The organism is Burkholderia sp. AU45251 (genome assembly GCF_030482905.1).
Classification (GTDB): Bacteria; Pseudomonadota; Gammaproteobacteria; order Burkholderiales; family Burkholderiaceae; genus Burkholderia; species Burkholderia aenigmatica.
In genome coordinates this window covers 131310-153293 of record NZ_JAUJQH010000010.1, presented here as the reverse complement: position 1 = coordinate 153293, position 21984 = coordinate 131310, and the positions used below count along the sequence as shown (strand labels likewise).

19 protein-coding genes are annotated in these 21984 nt (G+C 63.7%); 9 read left to right on the top strand and 10 right to left on the bottom strand.

The features are described from left to right. Positions 1-76: 76 nt before the first annotated feature. Together QZM67_RS20930 and QZM67_RS20925 are read right to left on the bottom strand one after the other, a co-directional pair. Positions 77-961: a polyprenyl synthetase family protein gene (locus QZM67_RS20930; RefSeq protein WP_301806297.1), complete on the bottom strand. Its 885-nt coding sequence runs from the start codon at positions 959-961 to the stop codon at positions 77-79. Beyond that, positions 958-1251 (bottom strand): exodeoxyribonuclease VII small subunit, encoded by a 294-nt coding sequence (locus QZM67_RS20925; protein WP_006479428.1) that lies wholly within the window; start codon positions 1249-1251, stop codon positions 958-960. Before QZM67_RS20925 ends, QZM67_RS20930 begins: the two co-directional genes overlap by 4 nt. 271 nt (positions 1252-1522) lie before the next feature. Here QZM67_RS20925 and QZM67_RS20920 point away from each other — a divergent pair, with 271 nt between their 5' ends. Further along, the gene (locus QZM67_RS20920) at positions 1523-2629 is read left to right on the top strand and encodes an aromatic ring-hydroxylating dioxygenase subunit alpha (RefSeq protein WP_301806295.1); all 1107 of its coding nucleotides are present in this window, start codon (positions 1523-1525) and stop codon (positions 2627-2629) included. 117 nt (positions 2630-2746) lie between these two features. Continuing rightward, on the top strand, positions 2747-3616 hold the full coding sequence (locus QZM67_RS20915) for a sulfurtransferase (protein ID WP_301806293.1): 870 nt from the start codon (positions 2747-2749) through the stop codon (positions 3614-3616). A gap of 54 nt (positions 3617-3670) precedes the next feature. On the opposite strand, the gene QZM67_RS20910 is transcribed toward QZM67_RS20915, so the two are convergent. The 3 genes from QZM67_RS20910 to polA form a co-directional block, all read right to left on the bottom strand. Next, entirely contained in the window at positions 3671-4546 is an 876-nt protein-coding gene (locus QZM67_RS20910; protein ID WP_089453416.1) for a dienelactone hydrolase family protein, read from the bottom strand. A 421-nt stretch (positions 4547-4967) separates the two neighbouring features. Beyond that, on the bottom strand, positions 4968-6302 hold the full coding sequence (locus QZM67_RS20905) for an NAD(P)/FAD-dependent oxidoreductase (RefSeq protein ID WP_301806291.1): 1335 nt from the start codon (positions 6300-6302) through the stop codon (positions 4968-4970). A 270-nt stretch (positions 6303-6572) separates the two neighbouring features. Beyond that, positions 6573-9326 carry a DNA polymerase I gene (gene polA / locus QZM67_RS20900; RefSeq protein WP_301806290.1) on the bottom strand — a complete coding sequence of 918 codons (2754 nt, stop codon included), beginning with the start codon at positions 9324-9326 and terminating at the stop codon, positions 6573-6575. Between the two features lies 1 nt (position 9327). Here polA and QZM67_RS20895 point away from each other — a divergent pair, with 1 nt between their 5' ends. The 4 genes from QZM67_RS20895 to QZM67_RS20880 all read left to right on the top strand — a co-directional run bounded on the left by QZM67_RS20895 (position 9328) and on the right by QZM67_RS20880 (position 12646). Next, positions 9328-10086, top strand: a complete 759-nt coding sequence (locus tag QZM67_RS20895; protein ID WP_301806289.1) for a TIGR00730 family Rossman fold protein — start codon at positions 9328-9330, stop codon at positions 10084-10086. Positions 10087-10478: 392 nt separating this feature from the next. After that, entirely contained in the window at positions 10479-10775 is a 297-nt protein-coding gene (locus QZM67_RS20890; protein WP_043177787.1) for a hypothetical protein, read from the top strand. 168 nt (positions 10776-10943) lie between these two features. Further along, on the top strand, positions 10944-11936 hold the full coding sequence (locus QZM67_RS20885; RefSeq protein ID WP_301806287.1) for a GlxA family transcriptional regulator: 993 nt from the start codon (positions 10944-10946) through the stop codon (positions 11934-11936). A gap of 146 nt (positions 11937-12082) precedes the next feature. Further along, a complete protein-coding gene (locus QZM67_RS20880) occupies positions 12083-12646 on the top strand; it encodes a Tautomerase enzyme (protein WP_301806284.1) in 564 nt (187 codons plus the stop codon). Positions 12647-12905: 259 nt separating this feature from the next. Here QZM67_RS20880 and QZM67_RS20875 read toward each other — a convergent pair whose 3' ends face one another. Next, the gene (locus tag QZM67_RS20875; protein ID WP_301806282.1) at positions 12906-13838 is read right to left on the bottom strand and encodes a LysR family transcriptional regulator; all 933 of its coding nucleotides are present in this window, start codon (positions 13836-13838) and stop codon (positions 12906-12908) included. A gap of 165 nt (positions 13839-14003) precedes the next feature. Between QZM67_RS20875 and QZM67_RS20870 the strand changes: the two genes are divergently transcribed. From QZM67_RS20870 to QZM67_RS20860, 3 genes are all read left to right on the top strand, one after another. Beyond that, entirely contained in the window at positions 14004-14462 is a 459-nt protein-coding gene (locus tag QZM67_RS20870) for a cupin domain-containing protein (protein WP_175022968.1), read from the top strand. 64 nt (positions 14463-14526) lie between these two features. Continuing rightward, entirely contained in the window at positions 14527-15330 is an 804-nt protein-coding gene (locus QZM67_RS20865; protein WP_175022965.1) for an SDR family NAD(P)-dependent oxidoreductase, read from the top strand. Positions 15331-15356: 26 nt separating this feature from the next. Then, positions 15357-16328: an aldo/keto reductase gene (locus tag QZM67_RS20860; RefSeq protein WP_301806278.1), complete on the top strand. Its 972-nt coding sequence runs from the start codon at positions 15357-15359 to the stop codon at positions 16326-16328. Between the two features lie 390 nt (positions 16329-16718). On the opposite strand, the gene QZM67_RS20855 is transcribed toward QZM67_RS20860, so the two are convergent. From QZM67_RS20855 to QZM67_RS20840, 4 genes are all read right to left on the bottom strand, one after another. Next, positions 16719-17369 carry a hypothetical protein gene (locus tag QZM67_RS20855; protein ID WP_301806274.1) on the bottom strand — a complete coding sequence of 217 codons (651 nt, stop codon included), beginning with the start codon at positions 17367-17369 and terminating at the stop codon, positions 16719-16721. Next, positions 17369-18499, bottom strand: coding sequence for an ATP-binding protein (locus QZM67_RS20850; RefSeq protein WP_301806271.1), 1131 nt, complete (start codon positions 18497-18499; stop codon positions 17369-17371). Before QZM67_RS20850 ends, QZM67_RS20855 begins: the two co-directional genes overlap by 1 nt. A gap of 582 nt (positions 18500-19081) precedes the next feature. Further along, positions 19082-20134 (bottom strand): phage portal protein, encoded by a 1053-nt coding sequence (locus QZM67_RS20845; protein WP_301806268.1) that lies wholly within the window; start codon positions 20132-20134, stop codon positions 19082-19084. Further along, positions 20134-21885: a terminase ATPase subunit family protein gene (locus QZM67_RS20840; protein WP_301806265.1), complete on the bottom strand. Its 1752-nt coding sequence runs from the start codon at positions 21883-21885 to the stop codon at positions 20134-20136. The genes QZM67_RS20845 and QZM67_RS20840 overlap by 1 nt, the downstream gene beginning before the upstream one ends. Between the last annotated feature and the right edge of the window lie 99 nt (positions 21886-21984).

The window sequence follows — 21984 nt, the reverse complement described above, 5'->3', positions numbered from 1 at the left end:
TTCCATTGTAGGAAATCAAACGCGCCCGCATTCTGTTGCACGCACCGTAGCGTGTGCGCGGCGGCGGGCTTTCGCGTCAGCTGACCCGGTTCACCACCAGGTCGGCAAGTTCGGCGAGACGCTGTGCGCGTGCGCCGAACGGTTTCAGCGCGTCGTGCGCTTCGGCGCGCAGTTGCGCTGCGAGCTCACGCGACGCCTCGAGGCCGAGGATCGATACATAGGTCGGCTTGTCGTTCGCCGCGTCCTTGCCGGCCGTCTTGCCGAGCGTCGCCGAATCGGTCGTGACGTCGAGAATGTCGTCGACGACCTGGAAGGCCAGACCCACAGCCCCCGCGTACACATCGAGCGCCGCCATCGTTTCCGCGGACGGCGTCTCGCCGGCCAGCGCGCCCATCCGCACGGCCGCGCGCAACAATGCGCCCGTCTTCATCCGGTGCATCGTCTCGAGCTGGTCGCGCGTCAGCTTGAGGCCGACGCTCGCCAGGTCGATCGCCTGCCCGCCGGCCATGCCGATCGAGCCGCTCGCCAGCGCCAGTTCGCGCACGAGCGCGGCCTGCTGCACCGGCGACAGCGCCGCGGCATCGGTCAGCGCAACGAACGCCTGCGACTGCAGCGCGTCGCCGACCAGCAGTGCCGTCGGCTCGTCGTACTGCACGTGCACGGTGGGCTTGCCGCGACGCAGCGCGTCGTCGTCCATGCACGGCATGTCGTCGTGCACGAGCGAGTAGACGTGGATCATCTCCAGTGCCGCTGCCGCCGCATTACGCGCCGCTTCCGTCGCGCCGGTCAGTTCGCCTGCTGCATGGCACAGCAGCGGGCGAACGCGTTTGCCGCCGCCGAGGACCGCATAACGCATCGCCTCGTGAAGTGTCGCCGGCATCGCGGTTTCAGCGGGCAGATAGTGGCCGAGTGCGTCCTCGACGCGGTCAAGCACGGACCGCATCCATTGTTCGAATGTCATAGATCGTCGTCTTCGCCGTCCGTGGCGGCCGTTCCGGACGAAAGCGGCTTCAGCGTCGCGCCGTCGAGCACGCGAACCTGCTGCTCCACTTTCTCAAGCTGCTGTTGGCAAAACGCAACGAGGGTCGCACCGCGGCGATACGCCGCCAGTGAATCCTCGAGGCTCAACGCGCCGCCTTCCATCCGGGCAACCAGCGTCTCGAGTTCCGCGAGCGCCATCTCATAATTGTCCGGCAACGGTTCGGTGCCATTGCCGGGCGGCGTGGCGCCTGGGGATGCGGTTTTCGCCATGGACGAGGGTGTCAAATTTCAAAACAAGTCGGACATTCTACGGCAAAAGAGAATTTTCCGACCTGCCGTCGTGGGCACCCGGGTACATATTCCGGCCCCATCTTCGACACACATTGTGCGCCCTCCGATTGTCGCCCGACAAAAAATTGACACAAATCAGGCACTTAATCCTAGCCTTGCGAGGCGAACCGGGTATAATTCCCCGTTTCCCTAAATCGATTTTTCGATGGTTGGGTTGTTCACTGCTTTCACGCTAACACCGGGAGTGGGAATGTCCAATCTGAGCGATGCGCTTCAGTTGAAGTCGGCTCACAGCCAGCTTCCAGTCACTGCATACTTCGATGAGGCGCTACTCGAGCGCGAGATCGAAACCCTCTTCAAGAAAGGACCTCGTTACGTCGGGCACGAGTTGATGGTGCCCGAGGCGGGGGATTATTTTGCGTTGCCGTCCGAGAAGGAAGGCCGCGTGCTGGTTCGCAACCAGGCGAATCAGATCGAACTGCTGTCGAATGTCTGCCGCCACCGGCAGGCGATCATGCTCAACGGGCGCGGCCACACGCAGAACATCGTGTGTCCACTGCACCGCTGGACGTACGATCTGGAAGGCGAGCTGCTCGGCGCGCCGCACTTCCCCGACAAGCCCTGCCTGAACCTCGGCAAGAGCCCGCTGCAGAACTGGCAGGGGTTGCTGTTCGAGGCCGAAGGGCGGCATGTCGCGCGCGACCTCGCCAACCTCGGCACGAAGCATCACTTCGACTTCTCCGAGTACCACTTCGATCACGTCGAAGTGCACGAGTGCGATTACAACTGGAAGACGTTCATCGAGGTCTACCTCGAGGATTACCACGTCGTCCCGTTCCATCCGGGCCTCGGCAGCTTCGTGTCGTGCGACGACCTCAAGTGGGAGTTCGGCGACTGGTACAGCGTGCAGACGGTCGGCGTGCACAACGCCCTCGCGAAACCGGGCAGCGCGACTTACCAGAAATGGCACGAGCAGGTGCTGAAGTTCCGTAACGGCGTGCCGCCGGAGTTCGGCGCGATCTGGATGGTCTACTACCCGGGCCTGATGATCGAGTGGTATCCGCACGTGCTCGTCGTGTCGTGGCTGATTCCGCAGGGCCCGCAGAAGACGACCAACATCGTCGAGTTCTATTACCCCGAGGAAATCGCGCTGTTCGAACGCGAATTCGTCGAGGCCGAACGCGCCGCCTATATGGAAACGGCCGTCGAGGACGACGAGATCGCGATGCGGATGGACGCGGGCCGCCGTGCGCTGATGGCACGCGGCGAGTCGCAGGTCGGCCCGTACCAGAGCCCGATGGAAGACGGCATGCAGCACTTTCACGAGTTCCTGCGCCGCCACCTCGGCGATATCTGACGGCAGGTGCGGCGCTTTGACGCCGCCCGGCATCCGGCAGACGAAAAGACGGGCTTCGGCCCGTCTTTTTTTGTTTAGACTTGGAATGTCAGGCCATTCGCACTCCAGGGAGCCGTCATGCCACATACCCACTACACCACGCTCATCTCCGCCGCCAATCTCGCCGAGCGCCTGGCGGCGGCGCCCGGCAGCGTTGCGCTGTTCGACTGCCGCTTCGATCTCGTCGATCCCGCCGCCGGCGAAGCCGCGTATGCAGCCGGCCATCTCCCCGGCGCCCAATACCTCCATCTCGACCGCGATCTGTCGGGCCGCAAGACGGGCACCAACGGTCGCCATCCACTGCCGACCCGCGACGCACTCGCCACGCTGCTCGCGAGCCGCGGCCTCAAGCAGGGCCAGCAGGTCGTCGCGTACGACGCGCAAGGCGGCGCCTATGCGGCGCGCCTGTGGTGGCTGCTGCGCTGGCTCGGCCACGATTCGGTCGCCGTGCTCGATGGCGGCCTGCAGGCCTGGGAAGCAGCCGGCCAGCCGCTGGCAACCGACGTGCCGCATCCGGCCGCCGGCGATTTCCGCGCGGCCGCGCCGCTCGAATCGACGGTCGATGCGGCCGCCGTGCTCGCCAACGTGAACGCACCCACGCGCGTCGTGATCGATGCACGCGCACCCGATCGCTACCGCGGCGAAAATGAAACGATCGATCGTGTGGGCGGCCACATCCCCGGCGCGCGCAACCGCTTCTTCAAGGACAACCTGACCGCCGACGGCCGCTTCAAGACCGGCCATGAACTGCGCGAGGCATTTTCCGCCGTGCTGGCGGGCACCGAACCGAACCGCGTGATCCTGCAATGCGGCTCCGGTGTCACCGCATGTCACAACGCGCTTGCGCTGGAGGTTGCGGGCCTGCACGGCGCGTCGCTGTATCCGGGCTCGTGGAGCGAATGGAGCGCCGACCCGTCGCGACCGATCGCAACCGGCCCGACACCGTAAGCACCCGCACGACGCAGGCGCAACGAAGCGGCGGCATGTGCCGCCGCTTGCCGTTTACATCACGCCGTACTTGCGGAGCCACGCGATCGCGCGCTTCCAGCTCTCCTCCGCATCGGCCTTCACATAGCTCGGCCGGTAATCGGCAAAGAACGCATGGCCGGCATCCGGATACACGACGATCTCCGATTCGCGCGCGAGCTTCGAATCGCTCGCCTGGATCGCCTTGCGCATGTCCGCGAGCGACGCCTGCGTGATGTTCGTGTCCTTCTCGCCATACAACCCGAGCACCGGCACCTTCAGCAGCGATGCATGATCGACCGGGTTGAACGGCGTCATCTCGTCGGTCTTGCCTTCGACGAACCCGTACCATGCAACGGCCGCCCGCACATGCGGGTTGTGCTCCGCATACAGCCAGCTCTGACGGCCACCCCAGCAGAACCCGACCACGCCGAGACGCGACAGGTCGCCGCCGTTCTTGCCGGCCCACGCGACGGTCGCATCGAGATCCTCGGAAACTTGCCGGTCCGGCACCTTGCTGATGATGTGCTCGTCGAGTTCCTTGATCGTCGGGTACTTCGCCGCATTGCCCTGCCGCGCAAACAGGTCGGGCGCGATCGCGAGATAACCGAGCTTCGCGAAGCGGCGGCAGACATCGGCAATGTGCGCGTGCACGCCGAAGATCTCGTGAATCACGACGACGACCGGCAGGTTCGTCTTGTCCTTCGGCTGCGCGCGATACGCGGGCACGCTCGAGTCGCCCGAGCGGATCTCGACGGTGTCGACGTCCAGCCCTTCGCTGTCGGTCGTGACCGTCTGCGCCGACACGGGCAGTACAGCCGCCGCGAAGGCCCCGCCCAGCGCGGCCTGCATGAACTTGCGGCGCGAGAACGGAACGTGGGGAACCAGGCTGTCGACTTCGGGTTTCAACATGAATTGCACTCCTCGATTGGGCGCCGCCGTCACGATCACGGACACGGCATGACGGGGCATCGCGCCGGCGGGCGGCGCGGATGTCGCGGCGATTGGCACATCGCCGCAAACGGAAACCCGGACACGATGCCCAATAATCCGTTGTCGCGTCAACTGTCAGATATGTAAGACTCAATTACGACGCGTCGATTCGACACGTCGATCGTCGCCCGAAAACCCGCTGGCGGCTCGTCGAATCGCGATGTAGCAAGCCGCATGTCGATCGCCGTTGGGCGCACGGATACTTGCGAATTGAAACGAAAAACACGCGGTCGATCAGGCTCGTCGAACGCACGCAAGCGCTGCCGCCCGCAAAAAGACAACGGGCGGAGACCACGCACGACGTGCGCAGTCCCCGCCCGCTCCCCGCGCGAACGCGCGCTCAGTGCAGCTTGACGCGCGGCAGCGTCGTGCGCCGCAGCCAGTGCGCGACCGTGTCGAGCATCATCCTCGGATAGCCGTGCAGCGCGGCGATGTGCATCCGGTACAGCGACATGTACATGAAGCGTGCGAACAGCCCTTCGATCAGCATGTTGCCGCCGATCAGCCCGCCCATCAGGTTGCCGACCGCGCTGAAATGGCCGAGCGACACGAGCGAGCCGAGGTCGCGATACGTGAATTCCGGCAGCGGGCGCCCGTCGAGCCGGCAGCCGATTGCCTTCAGCAGGAAGTTGGCCTGCTGGTGCGCGGCCTGTGCACGCGGCGGCACATTGCGCTCGTTGCCGGGCCACGCGCATGCCGCGCAATCGCCGAGCGCGAACACGTTGTCGTCGGTGAAGGTCTGCAGCGTACGGCGCACGTCGAGCTGGCCGAGCTTGTTGACCTGGAGACCATCGAGATTGGCGAGCACGGACGGCGCCTTGATGCCGGCGGCCCAGACCGTCAGGTCGGCGCGCACCGTCTTGCCGCTCGCCATATGGACGGCCCCGGGCGCCACCTCGGTCACGCGCTCGGCGAGCATCAGCCGCACGCCGATCTTTTCGAGCAGTTCGGCCGTCGCCGACGACACGCGCTCCGGCAACGCCGGGAGGATCCGCGGCCCCGATTCGATCAGCACGATGCCGACGTCGTGCCGCGGGTCGAGCTTGTGCAGCCCGTAGGCCGACAACACCTGCGCGGTGTTGCGCAGTTCGGCAGACAGCTCGACGCCGGTCGCGCCGCCGCCGACGATCGCGACCTGGATGCGCGGCTCGGCCGCCTCACCCGGCGCGGTCGGCGCCGGCGCCTGGTGCTCGGCGCGCATGCACGCGGCGATCAGCCGCTTGCGGAAGCGCTCGGCCTCGCCAACGGTATCGAGCGCGATCGCGTTTTCCGATGCACCCTGCACACCGAAGAAGTGAGTCGTGCTGCCGATCGCGATCACGAGCGTGTCGTATTCCAGCTCGCGCGCCGGCAACAGCTCCTCGCCGTCGCTGTCGTTGACCGGCGAGAGCGTGATGCGCTTCGCCGCGCGGTCGAGCCCGGTCAGCCCGCCCTGCTGGAACTCGAAGCCATGCCAGCGCGCCTGCGCCGCATATTCGAGCTCCTGCGTGAACGGATCCATGCTGCCGGCCGCGACCTCGTGCAGCAGCGGTTTCCAGATGTGGGTCGGATTGCGGTCGACGAGCGTGACAAGCGCACGCGCGGAACGATTGCCGCGCGCGCCGTAACGGTCGCCGAGCCGCGTCGCCAGTTCCAGGCCGCCCGCGCCTCCGCCTACGATGATGATCCGATGCATCTGTTCCCCCTTTGCGATTCGAAACTGCTGCCGCCGGACAGTGCGAACGCGATGCATTCGCGCCACCCGGTGGATTAACCGGTTCGGACATCATCGATGTGCAGTTCGAAGCACTTCGATGCGTCCGCCCCCGGAACGCGGGGCGCGCCGCCCCCGCGTCAATGACATGCATTGTCCGGGAGCTTGCGCGTTGACCACAAGCAAACCATCTCGATATTCAGCATCCCTGCAACAATATGCCGCAGGAATCGGGAACCGCGCGGCGGTGCGTCAGTGTGCCTCTTCCCAGTTCGCGCCGGCACCCACTTCGGCAACGAGCGGCACCTTCAGCTTCGCCACGCCACACATCATTTCCGGCAGTTTCTCGCGTACCAGCGACAGTTCGCCGTCGGGTACCTCGAGCACCAGCTCATCGTGCACCTGCATGATCATCCGCGAGGCAAGCTTGTCGCGGGTGAGCCAGTCGTCCACCGCGATCATCGACAGCTTGATCAGGTCGGCCGCGGTGCCCTGCATCGGCGCATTGATCGCCGCGCGCTCGGCCGCCTGGCGGCGCGGGCCGTTGCCGCCGTTGATCTCGGGCAGCCACAGGCGGCGACCGAAAACGGTTTCGACGTAGCCCTTCTCCTTCGCAACCGAGCGCGTGTCTTCCATGTACTGCGCAACGCCCGGATAACGGGCGAAATAGCGGTCGATATAGAGCTTCGCCGCATCGCGCGTGATACCGAGGTTCGACGCGAGCCCGAACGCGCTCATCCCGTAGATGAGCCCGAAGTTGATCACTTTCGCGATCCGGCGCTGGTCGGAATTGACCTCCAGCGGCGTCACCCCGAACACCTCGGCGGCCGTTGCGCGGTGGATGTCCTCGCCCTGCGAGAACGCGCGCAGCAGCGACGCGTCGCCCGAGATGTGCGCCATGATCCGCAGTTCGATCTGCGAATAATCGGCCGACACGATCCGGTGGCCCGGCGACGCGATGAACGCCTCGCGGATCCGCCGGCCTTCGGCCGTGCGCACCGGAATGTTCTGAAGATTCGGATCGTTCGACGCCAGGCGGCCCGTGACCGCGACAGCCTGCGCGTAATTCGTGTGCACGCGGCCCGTCGACGGGTTCACCATGCGCGGCAGCTTGTCGGTATAGGTCGACTTCAGCTTCGACAGCCCGCGATGCTCGAGCAGCAGCTTCGGCAGCGGGTAGTCCTCGGCCAGCTTCTGCAGCACTTCTTCGTCGGTCGACGGCGCGCCGCTCGGCGTCTTTTTCACGACCGGCAACTGCAGCTTTTCGAAGAAGATCTGCCCGATCTGCTTCGGTGAGCCGAGATTGAATTCGCCGCCCGCCAGTTCGTACGCCTGCGCTTCGAGCTCGATCAGGCGCGTCGCGATTTCGGTGCTCTGCGCCTGCAGGCGCGCATCGTCGATCAGTACGCCCGTGCGCTCCATCTTGCGCAGCACGAGCGACACGGGCATCTCGATCTCGCGATACACGCGCTCGAGACCCGGTTCGCGCGCCACCTGCGGATACAGCGCGTGATGCAGCTGCAGCGTGATGTCCGCATCCTCGGCCGCATATTCGGCGGCCTGCGTGAGCGCGACTTCGTCGAAACCGATCTGCTTCGCGCCCTTGCCGGCCACGTCTTCATACTTGATCGTCTTGACGCCCAGATGACGCAGCGCGAGGCTGTCCATGTCGTGCGTGCGGTGCGATTCGACCACGTACGATTCGAGCAGCGTGTCGTGCTCGATGCCGTTCAATGCGATGTCGTAGTTCGCGAGCACCTGCGCGTCGTATTTCAGGTGCTGGCCGACCTTCTTCCGATCGGCCGATTCGAGCCACGGCTTCAGACGCGCGAGCACTTCGTCGAGCGGAAGCTGTTCGGGCATGTCGGGGCCGCGGTGCCCGACCGGCAGGTAGGCCGCCTTGCCCGGCTCGACCGAGAACGACAGGCCGACGAGCCGCGCGAGCATCGGGTCGAGCGAGGTCGTCTCGGTGTCGAACGCGGTCAGCGCGGCCGCGTCGATCTTCGCGAACCACGCGTCGAATTGCGCCCAGGTCTGGATCGTGTCGTATTCGCGGACGATGTCGGCCGCCACCACCGGCGCCGGCTCGCCTTCCGGCGCATCGGCGCCGCCACCTTCCGCCGGCGCGCTGTCGACTTCGCGCAGCCAGGTCTTGAAGCCGTAGCGCGCGAAGATGTCGCGCATCAGGTCGCGCGCTTCGCCGTCGGTCTTCAACGATGCTTCGATCGATTCGAGATGCGGCGTGAGATTGCAGGCCGTCTCGACGGTCACGAGCGTGCGGCCGAGCGGCAGGAAGTCGAGTGCGCGGCGCAGGTTGTCGCCGACCACGCCCTTGATGTCGCCCGCATGCTCGATCACGCCGTCGAGGCTGTCGTACTGCGCCAGCCATTTCACGGCCGTCTTCGGCCCGCACTTCTCGACGCCCGGCACGTTGTCGACGGTGTCACCGATCAGTGCGAGGTAGTCGATGATGCGCTCGGGCGGCACGCCGAACTTCGCGATCACGCCGTCGCGGTCGAGCGTCTCGTTGGTCATCGTGTTGACGAGCGTGACGTGGTCGGTGACGAGCTGCGCGAGATCCTTGTCGCCGGTCGACACGATCACGTTCATCCCGTGCCGCTCGGCTTCGCGGGCGAGCGTGCCGATCACGTCGTCGGCCTCGACGCCTTCGACCATCAGCAGCGGCCAGCCGAGCGCGCGCACCGCGCCGTGGATCGGTTCGACCTGCAATGCGAGGTCAGGCGGCATCGACGGACGGTTTGCCTTATAGTCGGCATAAAGGTCGTCACGGAACGTCTTGCCCTTTGCATCGAACACGCAAGCGCTATACTCTGCACTGACTTCCTTGCGCATACGGCGCAGCATGTTGATGATTCCGTAGAGCGCTCCGGTCGGCTCCCCGCCAGGGCCACGCAAATCAGGCATCGCATGGTAAGCCCGATACAGATAGCTCGAACCGTCAACCAATAGCAGGGTCTTACCTTCCAGATTTCGTTCTTCAGGCATTATGAACAAGAGAAAAGTGATTCCGAGTCTGCGTTCGCTCGCAGATCAAGAACGCGCGACGGCCAAGAAGGCGCGCGCATCGTGGCAGATGTTCACGATTATGGCAGAGTTTATCGAGGCGACCGAGTACCTGTCGGAGATCCGCCCGGCTGTCAGCATCTACGGTTCTGCCCGCCTCAAGCCCGATACGCCGCACTACAAGCTCGCCGCGCAGATCGCGCGCAAGCTGTCCGACGCCGGCTTCGCCGTGATCTCCGGCGGCGGCCCCGGCATCATGGAAGCCGCGAACAAGGGTGCGCACGCCGGCAAGGCGCCGTCGGTCGGCCTGAATATCGAGCTGCCGCACGAGCAGGCCGGCAACCACTACCAGGACATCTCGCTGCGCTTCCGCCACTTCTTCACGCGCAAGGTCACGTTCGTGAAGAATTCGGATGCGGTGATCGTGATGCCGGGCGGCTTCGGCACGCTCGACGAGCTGTCCGAAGTGCTCACGCTGATCCAGACGAAGAAGTCGCGCCTCGTGCCGATCATCCTCGTCGGCAGCGAGTTCTGGAAGGGGCTGCTGCAATGGTTCCGCGATCAGCTGATTCCGATGGGCCTCATCAATCCGGAAGACATGAATCTGATGCAGGTGATCGACGATCCCGACCAGGTGCTCGACGCGGTGCTCGCGTTCTACGAGGACAGCGGCGAGGAAGAAGGTTCGGACGATGAAGGCCATCCGCCGCGCCCCGAAGAAGACCGGATGTTCTATCTGTAACTCATCCGTGACGCCCGCCGGCCCAACGGGCCGGCGTACTGCTCCCCGCGCGGCAGGCATGGCGATCTCGCCACCTGCCGCGTGTCACTTTGTAACGCGCCATTAATCGCGCTTGGTGCCCTCGCGCCGCCGAATGTCAAATCCGCGCAGCCGGTGCCGTGCGACGCGCGCCACATCATCCGCACGTGCGGGCCGCCATTGTCAAATGACGCGCCCCGGCGCCCGTACCCCGCGCCTGCCGGCCGCCAATCCGCCGTAACAAACCCGCCTCGCCTTTTCCGTCGCGCACCAGCACACTGCATGTGTCGGTGCGGCGTTCCCCCCGGTGGAACGGTCCCCCTCGCTTCCATCGCGTCGCGCCGGCCTCTTACAACGACATCACGGAAAAAAACATGCAACGCTCGCTGATCGCCCTTGCCTTCGCCGGCCTCGGCCTTTCGCTATCCGGCCTCGCCCACGCCGTCAACGTCGACGTCAACATCGGCACGCCCGCACCGGTCATCGTCGCACCTGCGCCCGTCGTGGTCGCCCCGGCGCCCGCCGTGATCGTCGGCTGGCATGGCGACCGCTACTGGGACGGCCACCGCTACTGGGAACGTCGCGAGTGGGACGACCACGAGCGTCATCACGGTCACGACGATCGCGGCTATCACTGCCCGCCGGGACACGCGAAGAAGGGTGAGTGCTGAGCACCCAGCGCGACTGCTCGACGCACGCAAGGCCACCCGTGCGCTTCGGCGCCGGGTGGCCTTTTGATTGTCGAGCGCCGGCCGCATGAATCGACGGCCTGACGACCGGCGGAATCGCTGGGCACCGGGTGGTAGTATCACCGGTGTCCGAGGCCAATTCCGCCACTCATGCCGCTCATTCGAATCTGGGTTATCGACCAGGCCCTTGCATCCGGCGTCGCCGCGCCGACCGACATGTTCACGGCGGCCAACCATCTCGCAGCGACGACATCGCAGGGCCGCACGCGCGCACCGTTTCGCTGGCGCGTCGAATCGATCGACGGACGGCCGGTGCGCGGGACCTCCGGCCAGATCATCCCGGTCGATGGCGCGATCGACGGCGGCAGTCCTGCCGACGCGATCTGGCTGACCAGCCCGTTCGTCGCGGATCTCGAGCGGCTGCTCGATGGGCCCGCCTCACTCGCGCCACTGTTCGGCGCGCTGCGCCGGCAACACGCGCGCGGCACGCTGATCGCGACGTACTGCACCGGCACATTCCTGCTCGCGGAGGCCGGCTTGCTCGACGGTCGCCTTGCCACGACGCACTGGTCGAAAGCATCGAGCTTCCGCGCCCGCTATCCGGACGTGGCGCTGCGTGCGCCGGACATCCTGACCGAGCAGGACGGCATACTGTGCGGCGGCGCCGTCACCTCGTACCAGAATCTCGCGCTGCGAGTCATCGACAAACTGGCGAATCCGCGCCTTGCCGCGTCGGTCGCCAGGCTCATGCTGATCGACATGAACCGCGTCTCGCAGGATTCGTTCATCGACCTCGACAGCATGGGTCATCGCGAGCACGACGATGCAACCATCGCGCGCGCCCAACGCTGGATGGAAAAGCACCTGCGGGAACCCTTCAGCCTCGCCCGTCTGAGCGATCACGTCGCGATGAGCGAACGCACGCTTCATCGCCGCTTCAGGGACGCCGTGGGCGCGCCGCCGCTCAAGTATCTGCAGACGCTCAGGATCGAAGTCGCGAAGCGGCTGCTCGCGGAAACGAAGCTCGCGATCGACACGGTTTGCGAGCGCGTCGGCTACGCGGACATCAGCGGCTTTCGGCAATTGTTCAAGCGCGAGACCGGCATCTCCCCCGGCGAATATCGCCGTCGCTTCACGCCCTGACCGCGCGCAACAGGCATCGGATGCGATGTCGGAAATGGCATCGTCGAATGGCAGTTTCGCCACTCTGCGCGTCAGCATGAGGTTCGTACACTGGGTTCACGTCGCCCCGCCTCGGAGCGACCTCTCCACCGAATCAGGACACCCTCATGCCGATGATCGACGTATACATTCCCGAAGGTGCGCTCGCACCGCATGCCGAAGCACAACTGATGGAAGAACTGACGGACACGCTGATCCGCCACGAGGGACTCGATCCCGACAATCCGCGCGTGCGCGACGTGACATGGATCTTCGTCCATCGGCCCGCGGCCGTGTATCGCGCCGGGGCTGTCGCGCCAGCACCCATTTACCGGATCGTGCCGACCGTGCCGGAAGGACAGTACACGGACGCCGCGCGTGCCGCGTTGATTGCAGACGTGACTGCCGCTGTGGCTCGCGCGGAAGGCGTGCCGGTCGACGCCATTGCGGCACGCGTGTGGGTGTTTCCGTCCGAAATCGACGACGGCTGCTGGGGCAGCCGCGGCGTCGTACGCCGCCTGCCGGACATCATGGCCTACTTCGGCGGCGCGCCGCTGCGGGCACTCGGGGAACAGCGGCTGGCGAACAAGCGGCGCACGGATGCAATCGCGATGCTCGAAGCCGCGCTCGCCGCGATGCGCGAGACGCATCAAGACCTGTCGCACGCTCGCAGCGCCGAGCCCGCGGACTGATGCTCGGCGAGCGCGTGCCGCCTCCCGGCGCCCGAACCCGGCGTCAGGCAATGCGGGCATCTGCGGCGCGTACAACCGCGCGGCGCCCTTGCCCGGCCGGCCGCCGGGGTTCGCGTTGTACGTGGTGACGTCGCACGGCCCGACGAACGCGCCGATCGTGGCCATGACGGCTGTCATTGCCTGCCGGGACGCCTGAAAAAGCGCGAACGCGGCGCAACGACGCGCAGCCGCCGGAGGCGCGTCCGCGATCAGGCGCGCGTCATGCCGGCGCGTCCGCAAACGAAAGCGGTGCCAGATCCGGATGCGCGCCAAGCCGGTCAGCGAGGAAATCCATCAGCAAGCGGCTCCTCCGCGGCAGGTGCATGCGCTGCGGCATGCACAGGTGCAGGCCGTAACGGCAGGTCATGTGCCGGGTCAGCAATGGCACGAGACGCCCCTCGCGAATGTGCGCGCTGACCGAATAGCCGAAGAACTGGCCGATCGCGGCACCGCTCAGCACCGTGTCGAGTTCCGCATCGATGTCGTTGGTCGCGATGAACGGGTCGATCTGTCGTGCATCGACACGGCCGTCGACCAGGAATTCCCACGGAAACGGCTTGCCCGTGCGTGGATACAGGAACGCGGTGCAACGATGATCGCGCAGCGCATCGATCGTCCGCGGCTCGCCGTGGCGACGCAGATACGCGGGCGCCGCGCAGACGATCAATTGCAGATCGGCGATGCGCCGTGCAACGAGCCCGCTATCGGGCAGATTGCCGGTCCGCACGGCGATGTCGATCCGCTGTTCGACGATGTCGGCCATGTCATCGCTGACGATCAGCTCGGCCGTGACGCCCGGCTGACGGTCGCAGAATTCGCCGAGCAGCGGCGCGACAAAGCGCCGGGCCAGCGAATACGGCGCCGCAACACGGATCGTGCCGGTCGCGTGCGCCTGATCGTCGTCGAGCATGCGCAGCGCGCTCTCCAATTCCCCGACAGCACCGCGACACTGTGCAAGCAGGCGTTCGCCCTCGAGCGTCAGCACGATTCCGCGCGTCGAGCGCTGAAGCAGCCGCACGTTCAGCAGCGCTTCGAGCGCAGCGACCTGCTTGCTGGCCGCTTGCGGCGTCATGCCCAGCTCGCGGGCACCCGCACTGATTCCGCCCGCGGCCGCGATACGGACGAATACCGTCAGCGCCTTCAACCGATCCATTCGCAGCTCCCGTCAAGCCCGGAACGCCCGGGCAATCGTCCATGGCATCGCAACGCCTGTCCAACCGGTTGAATCGGTTTCAACCGGTCGGGTGCTATTCGCACGGCACCCTGCTTCGCACAATGGTGATGTCTTCGATCCCCCGGGGCCAAACGGCCCGCCACCATGAACACCCATTCATTTTCAGCCGTCTCGCGAACCGTCGTCGCGGCCGCATTGATCGTCGCTGGTTCGCCGCGCGTGACCGCACAGGAAACAGACGCGGGCAACCGCGTGGCCGAGACGGTGCTGCTGCAAACCACGCATGCATGGGACGGCTCGCGGTATCGCGCCTATCCGTCAGGACAACCGGAGATCACGGTCGTACGCTACACGATTCCACCGCACGCGGTATTGCCGTGGCATACGCATCCGTCGATCAACATCGGCTACGTGCTGTCGGGCCACTTGACCGCCGTGCGCCGCAGCGACGGCAAGCGGCTGGCGCTCGGCCCCGGCGACGTGGTGCCGGAAATGGTCGACGGCGCCCATCGCGGCGAAACGGGCGACGAGCGCGCCGAACTTATCGTGTTCTACGCCGGCACGCCCGGCACGCCCCTGACGGTGCCCGACCGCCAGGACTAAGCACGTCGACCATGCGCCGGCCCGTCGGCCAGCTCGCGTCCCTTTATATGGAGCCACTCCCGTCATGCCCGATTCACGAAGCTCGTCACCCTCCTCCGCCACGACTCGACCCCGGCTCGACGGACGCGTCGCGCTCGTCACCGGCGGCGGCACCGGCATCGGCCAGGCGGCCGCGCTCGCATTCGCGCGTGAAGGCGCCCAAGTCGTCGTGGCCGGGCGGCGCGCGGCGCCGCTCGACGAAACCGTGCGCGCGATTACCGAGCGCGGCGGCGAAGCCTTCGCGATAGCCATCGACATCGCCTCCGCCGATGGCGTGCGCGCGCTCGTCGACGCAACGATCGGACGCTACGGCGCCTTGCATGCGGCATTCAACAATGCGGGTACGGAAGGCACGTTCGCGCCGATCGTGGAACAGACCGAAGCCGACTTCGACAAGGTGATCGCCACCAATCTCAAGGGTACGTGGCTGTCGATCAAGTACGAAATGGAAGCAATGCTCGCGCACGGCGGCGGTGCGATCGTCAATACGTCGTCGTGGCTCGCGAAAGGCGCGCTTGCCGGCTCGTCGACCTATTCGGCCAGCAAGGGCGCGCTCGATGCGCTGGTGCGCGCGGTCGCGCTCGAAGGCGGCCCGCACGGCATCCGGATCAACAACGTGAACCCCGGCATCATCGATACGCCGATGGCGCGCCGTTTCGGCGACGACGACATGTTCCGCCCGTTCGCCGCATTCACGCCCGCACGGCGAATCGGCACGCCCGAAGACGTGGCAGACGCGGCCGTCTGGCTTTGCAGCGACGAAGCGCGCTTCGTGACGGGCGAATCGCTCCTGGTCGACGGCGGCTACACGATCGGCGGCATGCGCTGACCGGTGCCGGAACGGAGGAAGAACCGATGGAATACGTGAGACTGGGAAGGTCCGGGCTGAAGGTATCGAAGCTGTGCCTGGGCTGCATGACCTACGGCGATCCGTCATGGCGCCCGTGGGTCGCGACCGAGGACGCGGCCCGCCCTTTCATCCGCACGGCACTCGATGCGGGGGTGAATTTCTTCGACACCGCCGACATCTACTCGGGCGGCGAGAGCGAGCGCATTCTCGGACGTGCGCTGCGCGATTTCGCGACGCGCGACGACGTGGTGATTGCAACCAAGGCGTTCTTTCCAACCGGCGACGGGCCGAATGCGCGCGGGCTGTCGCGCAAGCATCTGCTCACCAGCATCGATGCATCGCTGCAGCGCCTCGGGACGGATTACATCGATCTCTACGTGATCCACCGGTTCGATCCGGACACGCCGATCGAAGAAACGCTCGATGCGCTCGATACCCTCGTGAGGAGCGGCAAGGTCCGCTACCTCGGCGCGTCGTCGATGCATGCATGGCAATTCATGAAGATGCTCGCGTTTCAACGGCATCACGGACTCGCCCGATTCGTCTCGATGCAGAGCCAGTACAGCCTGATCTGCCGCGACGACGAGCGCGACATGCTGCCGCTTTGCATCGAAGAAGGGATGGCCTACACGCCGTGGTCCCCGCTCGGCCGCGGGCTACTGGCCGGCTCGCGCGATGCGGCGACGACGCGGGCCGCAACCGACCAGCAAATGGTGTCCTGGTACGACGGGCGCGACGCGGTCGCGGCGACCGTCGATGCGGTCAGGCAGGTGGCGCAGGCGCGCGGGGTGGCGCCTGCCCGGATCGCACTGGCATGGGCGCTGAGACGGCCAGGCATCACCGCGCCGATCGTCGGGTTGTCGAAGCCGCATCACCTGACCGACGCGCTCGCGGCACTCGACCTGAGACTCGACGATTGCGAGACCGCGTTGCTCGAAGCCCCATTCGACCGAACGGTCGAACCGGTGCAATGGTGATCACGGCGCCGGCAATCCGGTAGAGCCGGAGTTTCGAAGCCGCGTCGCTCATGACAGGTACGCGACCGCACGCTGCCAGTCCTCGAAATCGCATGCACCGTCACGCCGGCCAATGCGAGAAAACGGAAGATGCAAACCCCGACGGCGTCCCGCAGGGCCCGCCGGTGATAGCACTTACTGGAACGCCACTTCCGCGAAGCTGCGCAGCTTGCGGATACATAAATTCAGAAAATCAAAGTGTTGCACGATTTCCTCTAACATTTTGGTGAAGTTGCAAGCCGCATTCTGCACAGCTCTCCGACGATCTTCCAGCGCAAGTTAGACAAGCATTTCATCCACCCTCGCACCTCAGCATGCTTTCGCGCTGTAACTCGGACCACGCTAAACGTATCAGGCGAATGCTCCTAGAAAGGCACTGATGCTATCGATATGTTGCGTAGCCATATGACGTTTCTTAAGCTCATCAAAGTAGTCAACCCTAGCCACCACCGTCGGATTACTTTTCGAATACGACACCCGATGCCCCCGATCACTTAGCATTTTCCGCAAATAGCGCAACGCAGACTGCGCCCGATTCAATCCCTCGAGTGCAGGCATATCCTCCGGGTCCTTCGTCATTACATCAAAAAACTGCTTCAGAATCTTTAATTCAGGATCTTCAGGCCGTCGCGGTCCGGCTCGCTTGTTTCCCAATGCCCACGTTTCGAAACAACAATGTTGAACGACGATCCGATAATCGAGCGCAAAATCCAAAATAGACTGGATATGACCTTCTATTTCGACGTATTTTTCATTGCGCTTCATTTCCTCCGAATCGACACTCACCACCAACCTGATTCCATCACCCCCCCTCAAGTCCTCGATTGCAGACTCGATAATTTGCATGTAGAAAGGATAACCGCCACCGCTGACAATCACGAAATTGTCTGTCGTCAATTTCGAAGGGTGATCGACCAATGTTAACCCCGGCCTAATCGATGGAATCCACTTCGAGTACACTTCCTTCTCAACATCCCCCTCAACAATAATATAGAAATTCATCAATCCCCCTTCCCCGTATAAAGCGGATCATTCAGCAGTTGAACAAATCGCTGCTGCTTTGATGACCCATATCTTTCGCTCAAAACATCGCCGAAAGTGACGCGTATATCAGATCCTTTTCGACTGAACACAAGCCAATCATCCACCGGTATTCTATTTATCAAAAACGGATGATGCGACGTCAGCATAAATTGAATATGATCACTATCAATTATTACTTCCGGAAAAAAATCAATGGCATTAACACCCAACGAATTCTCGTACTCATCTACCAGATAAACCGATCCGCGAGGGAGAGTGGCGATATCGGCGAGCATCAGCAAAACCTTTAACATCCCAGACGAAATATCTCCAATCTGAGTGGGCGACTGCACATTACGCTCTTGAATTAAAACTAGCGGAGCATCAATAGCCACCCCCAAATGCCTTCCTGCCGCACCAATATTAATATTTATAACATCCGGGAATACAGAACGATATCGAGCAACTATTGATTCAAATATACGAGGGAAAAATTTTTTCAGAATGTACAGTTTTCCATTCAACGACAAAGCCGAAAAATGAACATCACCCAGAGACTTGCGCCTCTGTTCGCTCAGCTTGTTGGCCAGAGCATACGGATAAGCCGAAATTGCAGAAGCATCATCCAACTCCCTGCCACTGAAACTTCTTCGCATAAGAAGCCTAAATCCGGAATAAGCAGGTTTTATCGCATCCTCCTCCTTTAAAAGATTAATCCCGAGATTTTTCGCCCCAAGCTTAGGTAAGCGCGCCCCTTCGAAGAAGAATCCGTCGGAATTTCTCTCAAAGATCGTCGAAACGCCATCGTTTTTATCAATCTCTGAAAGCGACTCAAACATATGGATTGGTTCGCCGTTTTTCTTGGCATGACCGTCATACTTCCATAGGAAGAGATGCCCTTCCGTTTCGAACTCCATTGCCCATTTTCCGGTCAACGATCGATTCCCCTGGACGACAGCACTCCCGATATTCATCAACATGTTGAGCAGCCGAGTTTTTCCTGACCCAGTCGCACCTACAAGTAAGTTCATTCGATCGTTGAACTCAACCGGCGAAAGATTCCACCCGGATTCATAAGGATCCGAAAAGCTAAATTTTTTGATTTTCATGGTTTCTGGTTGCACCTCGCCAACCGGCAGCACTGTTACAAAGCTTTCATGATCGTGTGATGTTCAAGCGGGCCGATACATCCAGCCAACCGACATAAGATCACAATCCTGCCCTCGATTGTATTGGTGTAAGTCAGTCAATCGGGCAGTTCTGTCCCATGTAACAAACACGAAACAGACCAGGGCAGAGGCGAAGCCGCATAACCAAGGCGCATAAAAGTGCATACAGGAGTCGGGCCGCCGATCGCGGCGCGGCCCGCGCCAGATGGCCCCGAGCGTCGGGCGCATGAGTGCATAAAAACCGTTCGTTTTTGCGGGCAGGTGGGGCGGGGTCACAACTGCGCGCGCCGGGTCGAAATCGGCAAATCTCCGGGCCGTGTCCGGCCCCAGGAATGCCTCGCTGGCGCGTCAGGCGGCCCGCTACGGCCCTGCCGCTGGCTCGGCCCGATGCGGGGACCGTTGGCGCAGCAGCCGCTCTGAGGCGCTCTATTCCGCAGAGCCCGTGCAGGGGCGCCAGACGCAAAAAAGCCGCCGGCACCGAAGTGCCCGGCGGCTTTGCTTTGCCAGGTGTGTGCTCGGGCGTCAGCCCTTCGGCAGCGCGAAGTCCCTGAACCGCACGACCTCGATCCCGAGCCAGTCGTTTACCTCCCGGAGCCGAGCCTTCAGTGGATCGATCTCCAGCCCATTGAACACCCCGGCCGCCTTCTCGACGTCACCGAACCCGCCCGCATTCGACGGGATGATCCCCATCAGTTGCGGCGGCACGCGGTGCGCTGCGAGCTGATCCTCGACCGTCACCTTCTTGATGTTCCAGAACTCGTCCTTTGCCGCGACCTCGCCGATCGGCAAGAGCTGGATGCCGTCCTTCTTCCCCTTCGGCGCGTACATGAACAGGTTCCAGAAGTTGCCCGGCCCCTTCGCGTTCTTCAGGGCCGAGCGCAGGTTGTCGACGTCCTCCGGACGCTCGGCCGCGTCCGTCATGTACAGGATGAAGCCGGCGTGGCTCCCGTTCTTGTAGTAGCGCCGGCGGAACAGCGTGGCGCTCTCGTTCAGCCAGGTCGAGTTCAGCGCCGACAGGTACTCGGGAAGCCCGTAGATCTCTTGGTTCAGGTCGGGCTCGAACAGGTGATAGACCGCGCCCTTCGGGAATGCGTGCGGCTCGCGTACGTTCGTCACGAACCAGTATTGATCCGGTTCCACGCCCACCCGTGTGTATTTCGCAAGCGATGACTTCAGCGCCAGCGGTGTGCCGAGCCGGTTCGTGCGCAGTTCGAGGTAGCTGTTCGCGAAGACCAGGTACTCGAGCACGAACCGGCTGAAGTCGGCGCGCGACAGCAGCGGATGTTCAACGTACGACTGCACCAGGATATTGCGCTTCACGTAGATGGCGGAACTGTGATGCGGCGCAGCCCGGAACGAGCGGGCGAGCCCATCGAGCGGCAGCGGCGGCTCGTACCAGTTCCCCATCCGCATGCATTCAACATACTCGAGCAGCTCGCGCCGATCCATCACCTCGACCGGATCACCGAACGAGAAAACCTCCGCGCGCGGCCCCGGCGCCGGCGTCGAGTCGGCAGCCTGCTCGGCGCGGCCGTGCTTACGGCGCCCGGCACCGCGTCGATAATTGCGTGACATCAGAAAAGCTCCATGAATCCGGTATTGGCACTCGTCGCCCCCTCGAGCGGTTCGTTCGCGAGCGCGTGCATGCAGGTCCAGGCCAGGTCACCGTGGCTCGCCTCTTCGGAGCGGCTCGCCTTGTACGTGACCTGCAGGCCGCTGGGAGTGATGGTTTTCTTGATCGCCATGAATGACGCGGCGAGATCCTTCCAGCCCGAGTCGAACTCGAGCCGGCCCTTGCGGATCACGTTCTGCGCCTTCATCACGAGCGCGGTCTTGATCTCGACCGAATAGTGGAATGGCGTCGCGGCCGGGAAAAATTTCGTGACGAGCTGATAGACGCCCTGCCCGATCCCGGTCGTATCGATGCCGATGTAGGTGACGCGGTAGCGCTGGGTCAGCGCTTCGATCTGCGCGGCCTGCGCCTCGAAGTCCAGGGCGTGCCACTGGAACCGCTCGAGCACGCGGAATTTCCCGCCCGGATACTTCGGCGGCGCCAGGACCACGCAGCCGGCGCTATCCCCCGTGTGCGACGGGTCGTAGCCGATCCATACCTCTTCGTCGCCGAACGGGCGCAGGTACAGCGGCTTGAAGTCGTCCCACACCTCCCAGGTGTCGACCATGCACGACTGCAGCGTCGACAGCGGAAACACCGACAGCGAATCGTCGATGAACTGGCACAGCAGCAGGTTCGCGTATTCGTCGGCGCTGTATTCGAGCTTCAGCCGCTCGAGGTCGAACAGGTTGCAGCCGCCGCGCACAGCGTCCTCGACGGTCACGATCTGCCGCCACTGACCATCGCCGCACGCACGGCCCGCCGCGAGCGCCGCGTTCGCGATGTCGATCGACACCTGCTGATCCTTCGGCCGGCCGCGGTTGAAGAGTTTCCCGGACCAAAACGGATACGCGTCGTGCGCGAGGCTCGACGGCGTCGAGAAATACGTCTGGCGCCACTGCGAATGGATCGCCATGCCCGACGCGACCTTCCGTAAGTCCTGGAAGCGCGGCACCCAGAAATATTCGTCGAAATACAGGTTGCCGTGATAGCTCTGCGCGGTGCGCGCGTTCGTGCCCAGGAAGTACAGCGTCGCGCCGTTCGGCAGCACCATCGGATCACCGCGCAGCTCGACGCCGACCGCATCCTTCGCGAACTGGACGATGTACTGGCGGAACACGTGTGCCTGCGCCTTGCTGGCCGACAGGAAGATCTGGTTGCGCCCCGTGTTCAGCGCGTCGAGCAGCGCCTCGCGTGCGAAGTACCAGGTCGCGCCGATCTGCCGGCTCTTGAGGATGTTGCGGATCCGCTCTTTGAAGCCCGCGCGATACCAGGTGCGCTGATAGTCGAAGATCGATTCGAGAAACGCATCGTTCAGCTTCTCAACCTGCTCTTCGCTGAATGCGTTGCGCTCGTCCGAGCTGCGCGATCGGCGCGCGCCACCCGCACTCCCGGATTCACTCACCTTCGCGTCGTTCGCCGGGCGCGAGCGCAACCGGTCGAGCTGACGCGTCAGCAGGTCGATCTCCTTGAAGTCGCGTCCCTCCTTCGCCTCCTTCGTGACCAGTTTGATCAACTGCGCTTCGATCGTCATGTTCACGCGATCGACAGGCTCGGTGTCATCCCATCCGTCGCGCTTTTTCCAGCTATAGAGCGTGGCCGGCTTCACGCCGAGCAGCTCGGCGATACGCGCGATGCGATACCCCTGCCAGTACAGGTCACGTGCCCGCCGGCGCGGGTCGACATCGGATGAATTGATGGGAATTGCAGACATACAACAAGGCTACCGACGCGCGCGCGCGGGCCAAACCTATTCCGTCTGCATACGTTGCGTACACAACCATATTCCGTTGCGACGACGGTTCGAACTACC

What these genes read in the sequence shown, in the direction of transcription:
- QZM67_RS20930 (WP_301806297.1), bottom strand. Translation starts at nt 961, where the DNA reads ATGACATTCGAACAATGGATGCGGTCCGTGCTTGACCGCGTCGAGGAC.
- QZM67_RS20925 (WP_006479428.1), bottom strand. Translation starts at nt 1,251, where the DNA reads ATGGCGAAAACCGCATCCCCAGGCGCCACGCCGCCCGGCAATGGCACC.
- QZM67_RS20920 (WP_301806295.1), top strand. Translation starts at nt 1,523, where the DNA reads ATGTCCAATCTGAGCGATGCGCTTCAGTTGAAGTCGGCTCACAGCCAG.
- QZM67_RS20915 (WP_301806293.1), top strand. Translation starts at nt 2,747, where the DNA reads ATGCCACATACCCACTACACCACGCTCATCTCCGCCGCCAATCTCGCC.
- QZM67_RS20910 (WP_089453416.1), bottom strand. Translation starts at nt 4,546, where the DNA reads ATGTTGAAACCCGAAGTCGACAGCCTGGTTCCCCACGTTCCGTTCTCG.
- QZM67_RS20905 (WP_301806291.1), bottom strand. Translation starts at nt 6,302, where the DNA reads ATGCATCGGATCATCATCGTAGGCGGAGGCGCGGGCGGCCTGGAACTG.
- polA (WP_301806290.1), bottom strand. Translation starts at nt 9,326, where the DNA reads ATGCCTGAAGAACGAAATCTGGAAGGTAAGACCCTGCTATTGGTTGAC.
- QZM67_RS20895 (WP_301806289.1), top strand. Translation starts at nt 9,328, where the DNA reads ATGAACAAGAGAAAAGTGATTCCGAGTCTGCGTTCGCTCGCAGATCAA.
- QZM67_RS20890 (WP_043177787.1), top strand. Translation starts at nt 10,479, where the DNA reads ATGCAACGCTCGCTGATCGCCCTTGCCTTCGCCGGCCTCGGCCTTTCG.
- QZM67_RS20885 (WP_301806287.1), top strand. Translation starts at nt 10,944, where the DNA reads ATGCCGCTCATTCGAATCTGGGTTATCGACCAGGCCCTTGCATCCGGC.
- QZM67_RS20880 (WP_301806284.1), top strand. Translation starts at nt 12,083, where the DNA reads ATGCCGATGATCGACGTATACATTCCCGAAGGTGCGCTCGCACCGCAT.
- QZM67_RS20875 (WP_301806282.1), bottom strand. Translation starts at nt 13,838, where the DNA reads ATGGATCGGTTGAAGGCGCTGACGGTATTCGTCCGTATCGCGGCCGCG.
- QZM67_RS20870 (WP_175022968.1), top strand. Translation starts at nt 14,004, where the DNA reads ATGAACACCCATTCATTTTCAGCCGTCTCGCGAACCGTCGTCGCGGCC.
- QZM67_RS20865 (WP_175022965.1), top strand. Translation starts at nt 14,527, where the DNA reads ATGCCCGATTCACGAAGCTCGTCACCCTCCTCCGCCACGACTCGACCC.
- QZM67_RS20860 (WP_301806278.1), top strand. Translation starts at nt 15,357, where the DNA reads ATGGAATACGTGAGACTGGGAAGGTCCGGGCTGAAGGTATCGAAGCTG.
- QZM67_RS20855 (WP_301806274.1), bottom strand. Translation starts at nt 17,369, where the DNA reads ATGAATTTCTATATTATTGTTGAGGGGGATGTTGAGAAGGAAGTGTAC.
- QZM67_RS20850 (WP_301806271.1), bottom strand. Translation starts at nt 18,499, where the DNA reads ATGAAAATCAAAAAATTTAGCTTTTCGGATCCTTATGAATCCGGGTGG.
- QZM67_RS20845 (WP_301806268.1), bottom strand. Translation starts at nt 20,134, where the DNA reads ATGTCACGCAATTATCGACGCGGTGCCGGGCGCCGTAAGCACGGCCGC.
- QZM67_RS20840 (WP_301806265.1), bottom strand. Translation starts at nt 21,885, where the DNA reads ATGTCTGCAATTCCCATCAATTCATCCGATGTCGACCCGCGCCGGCGG.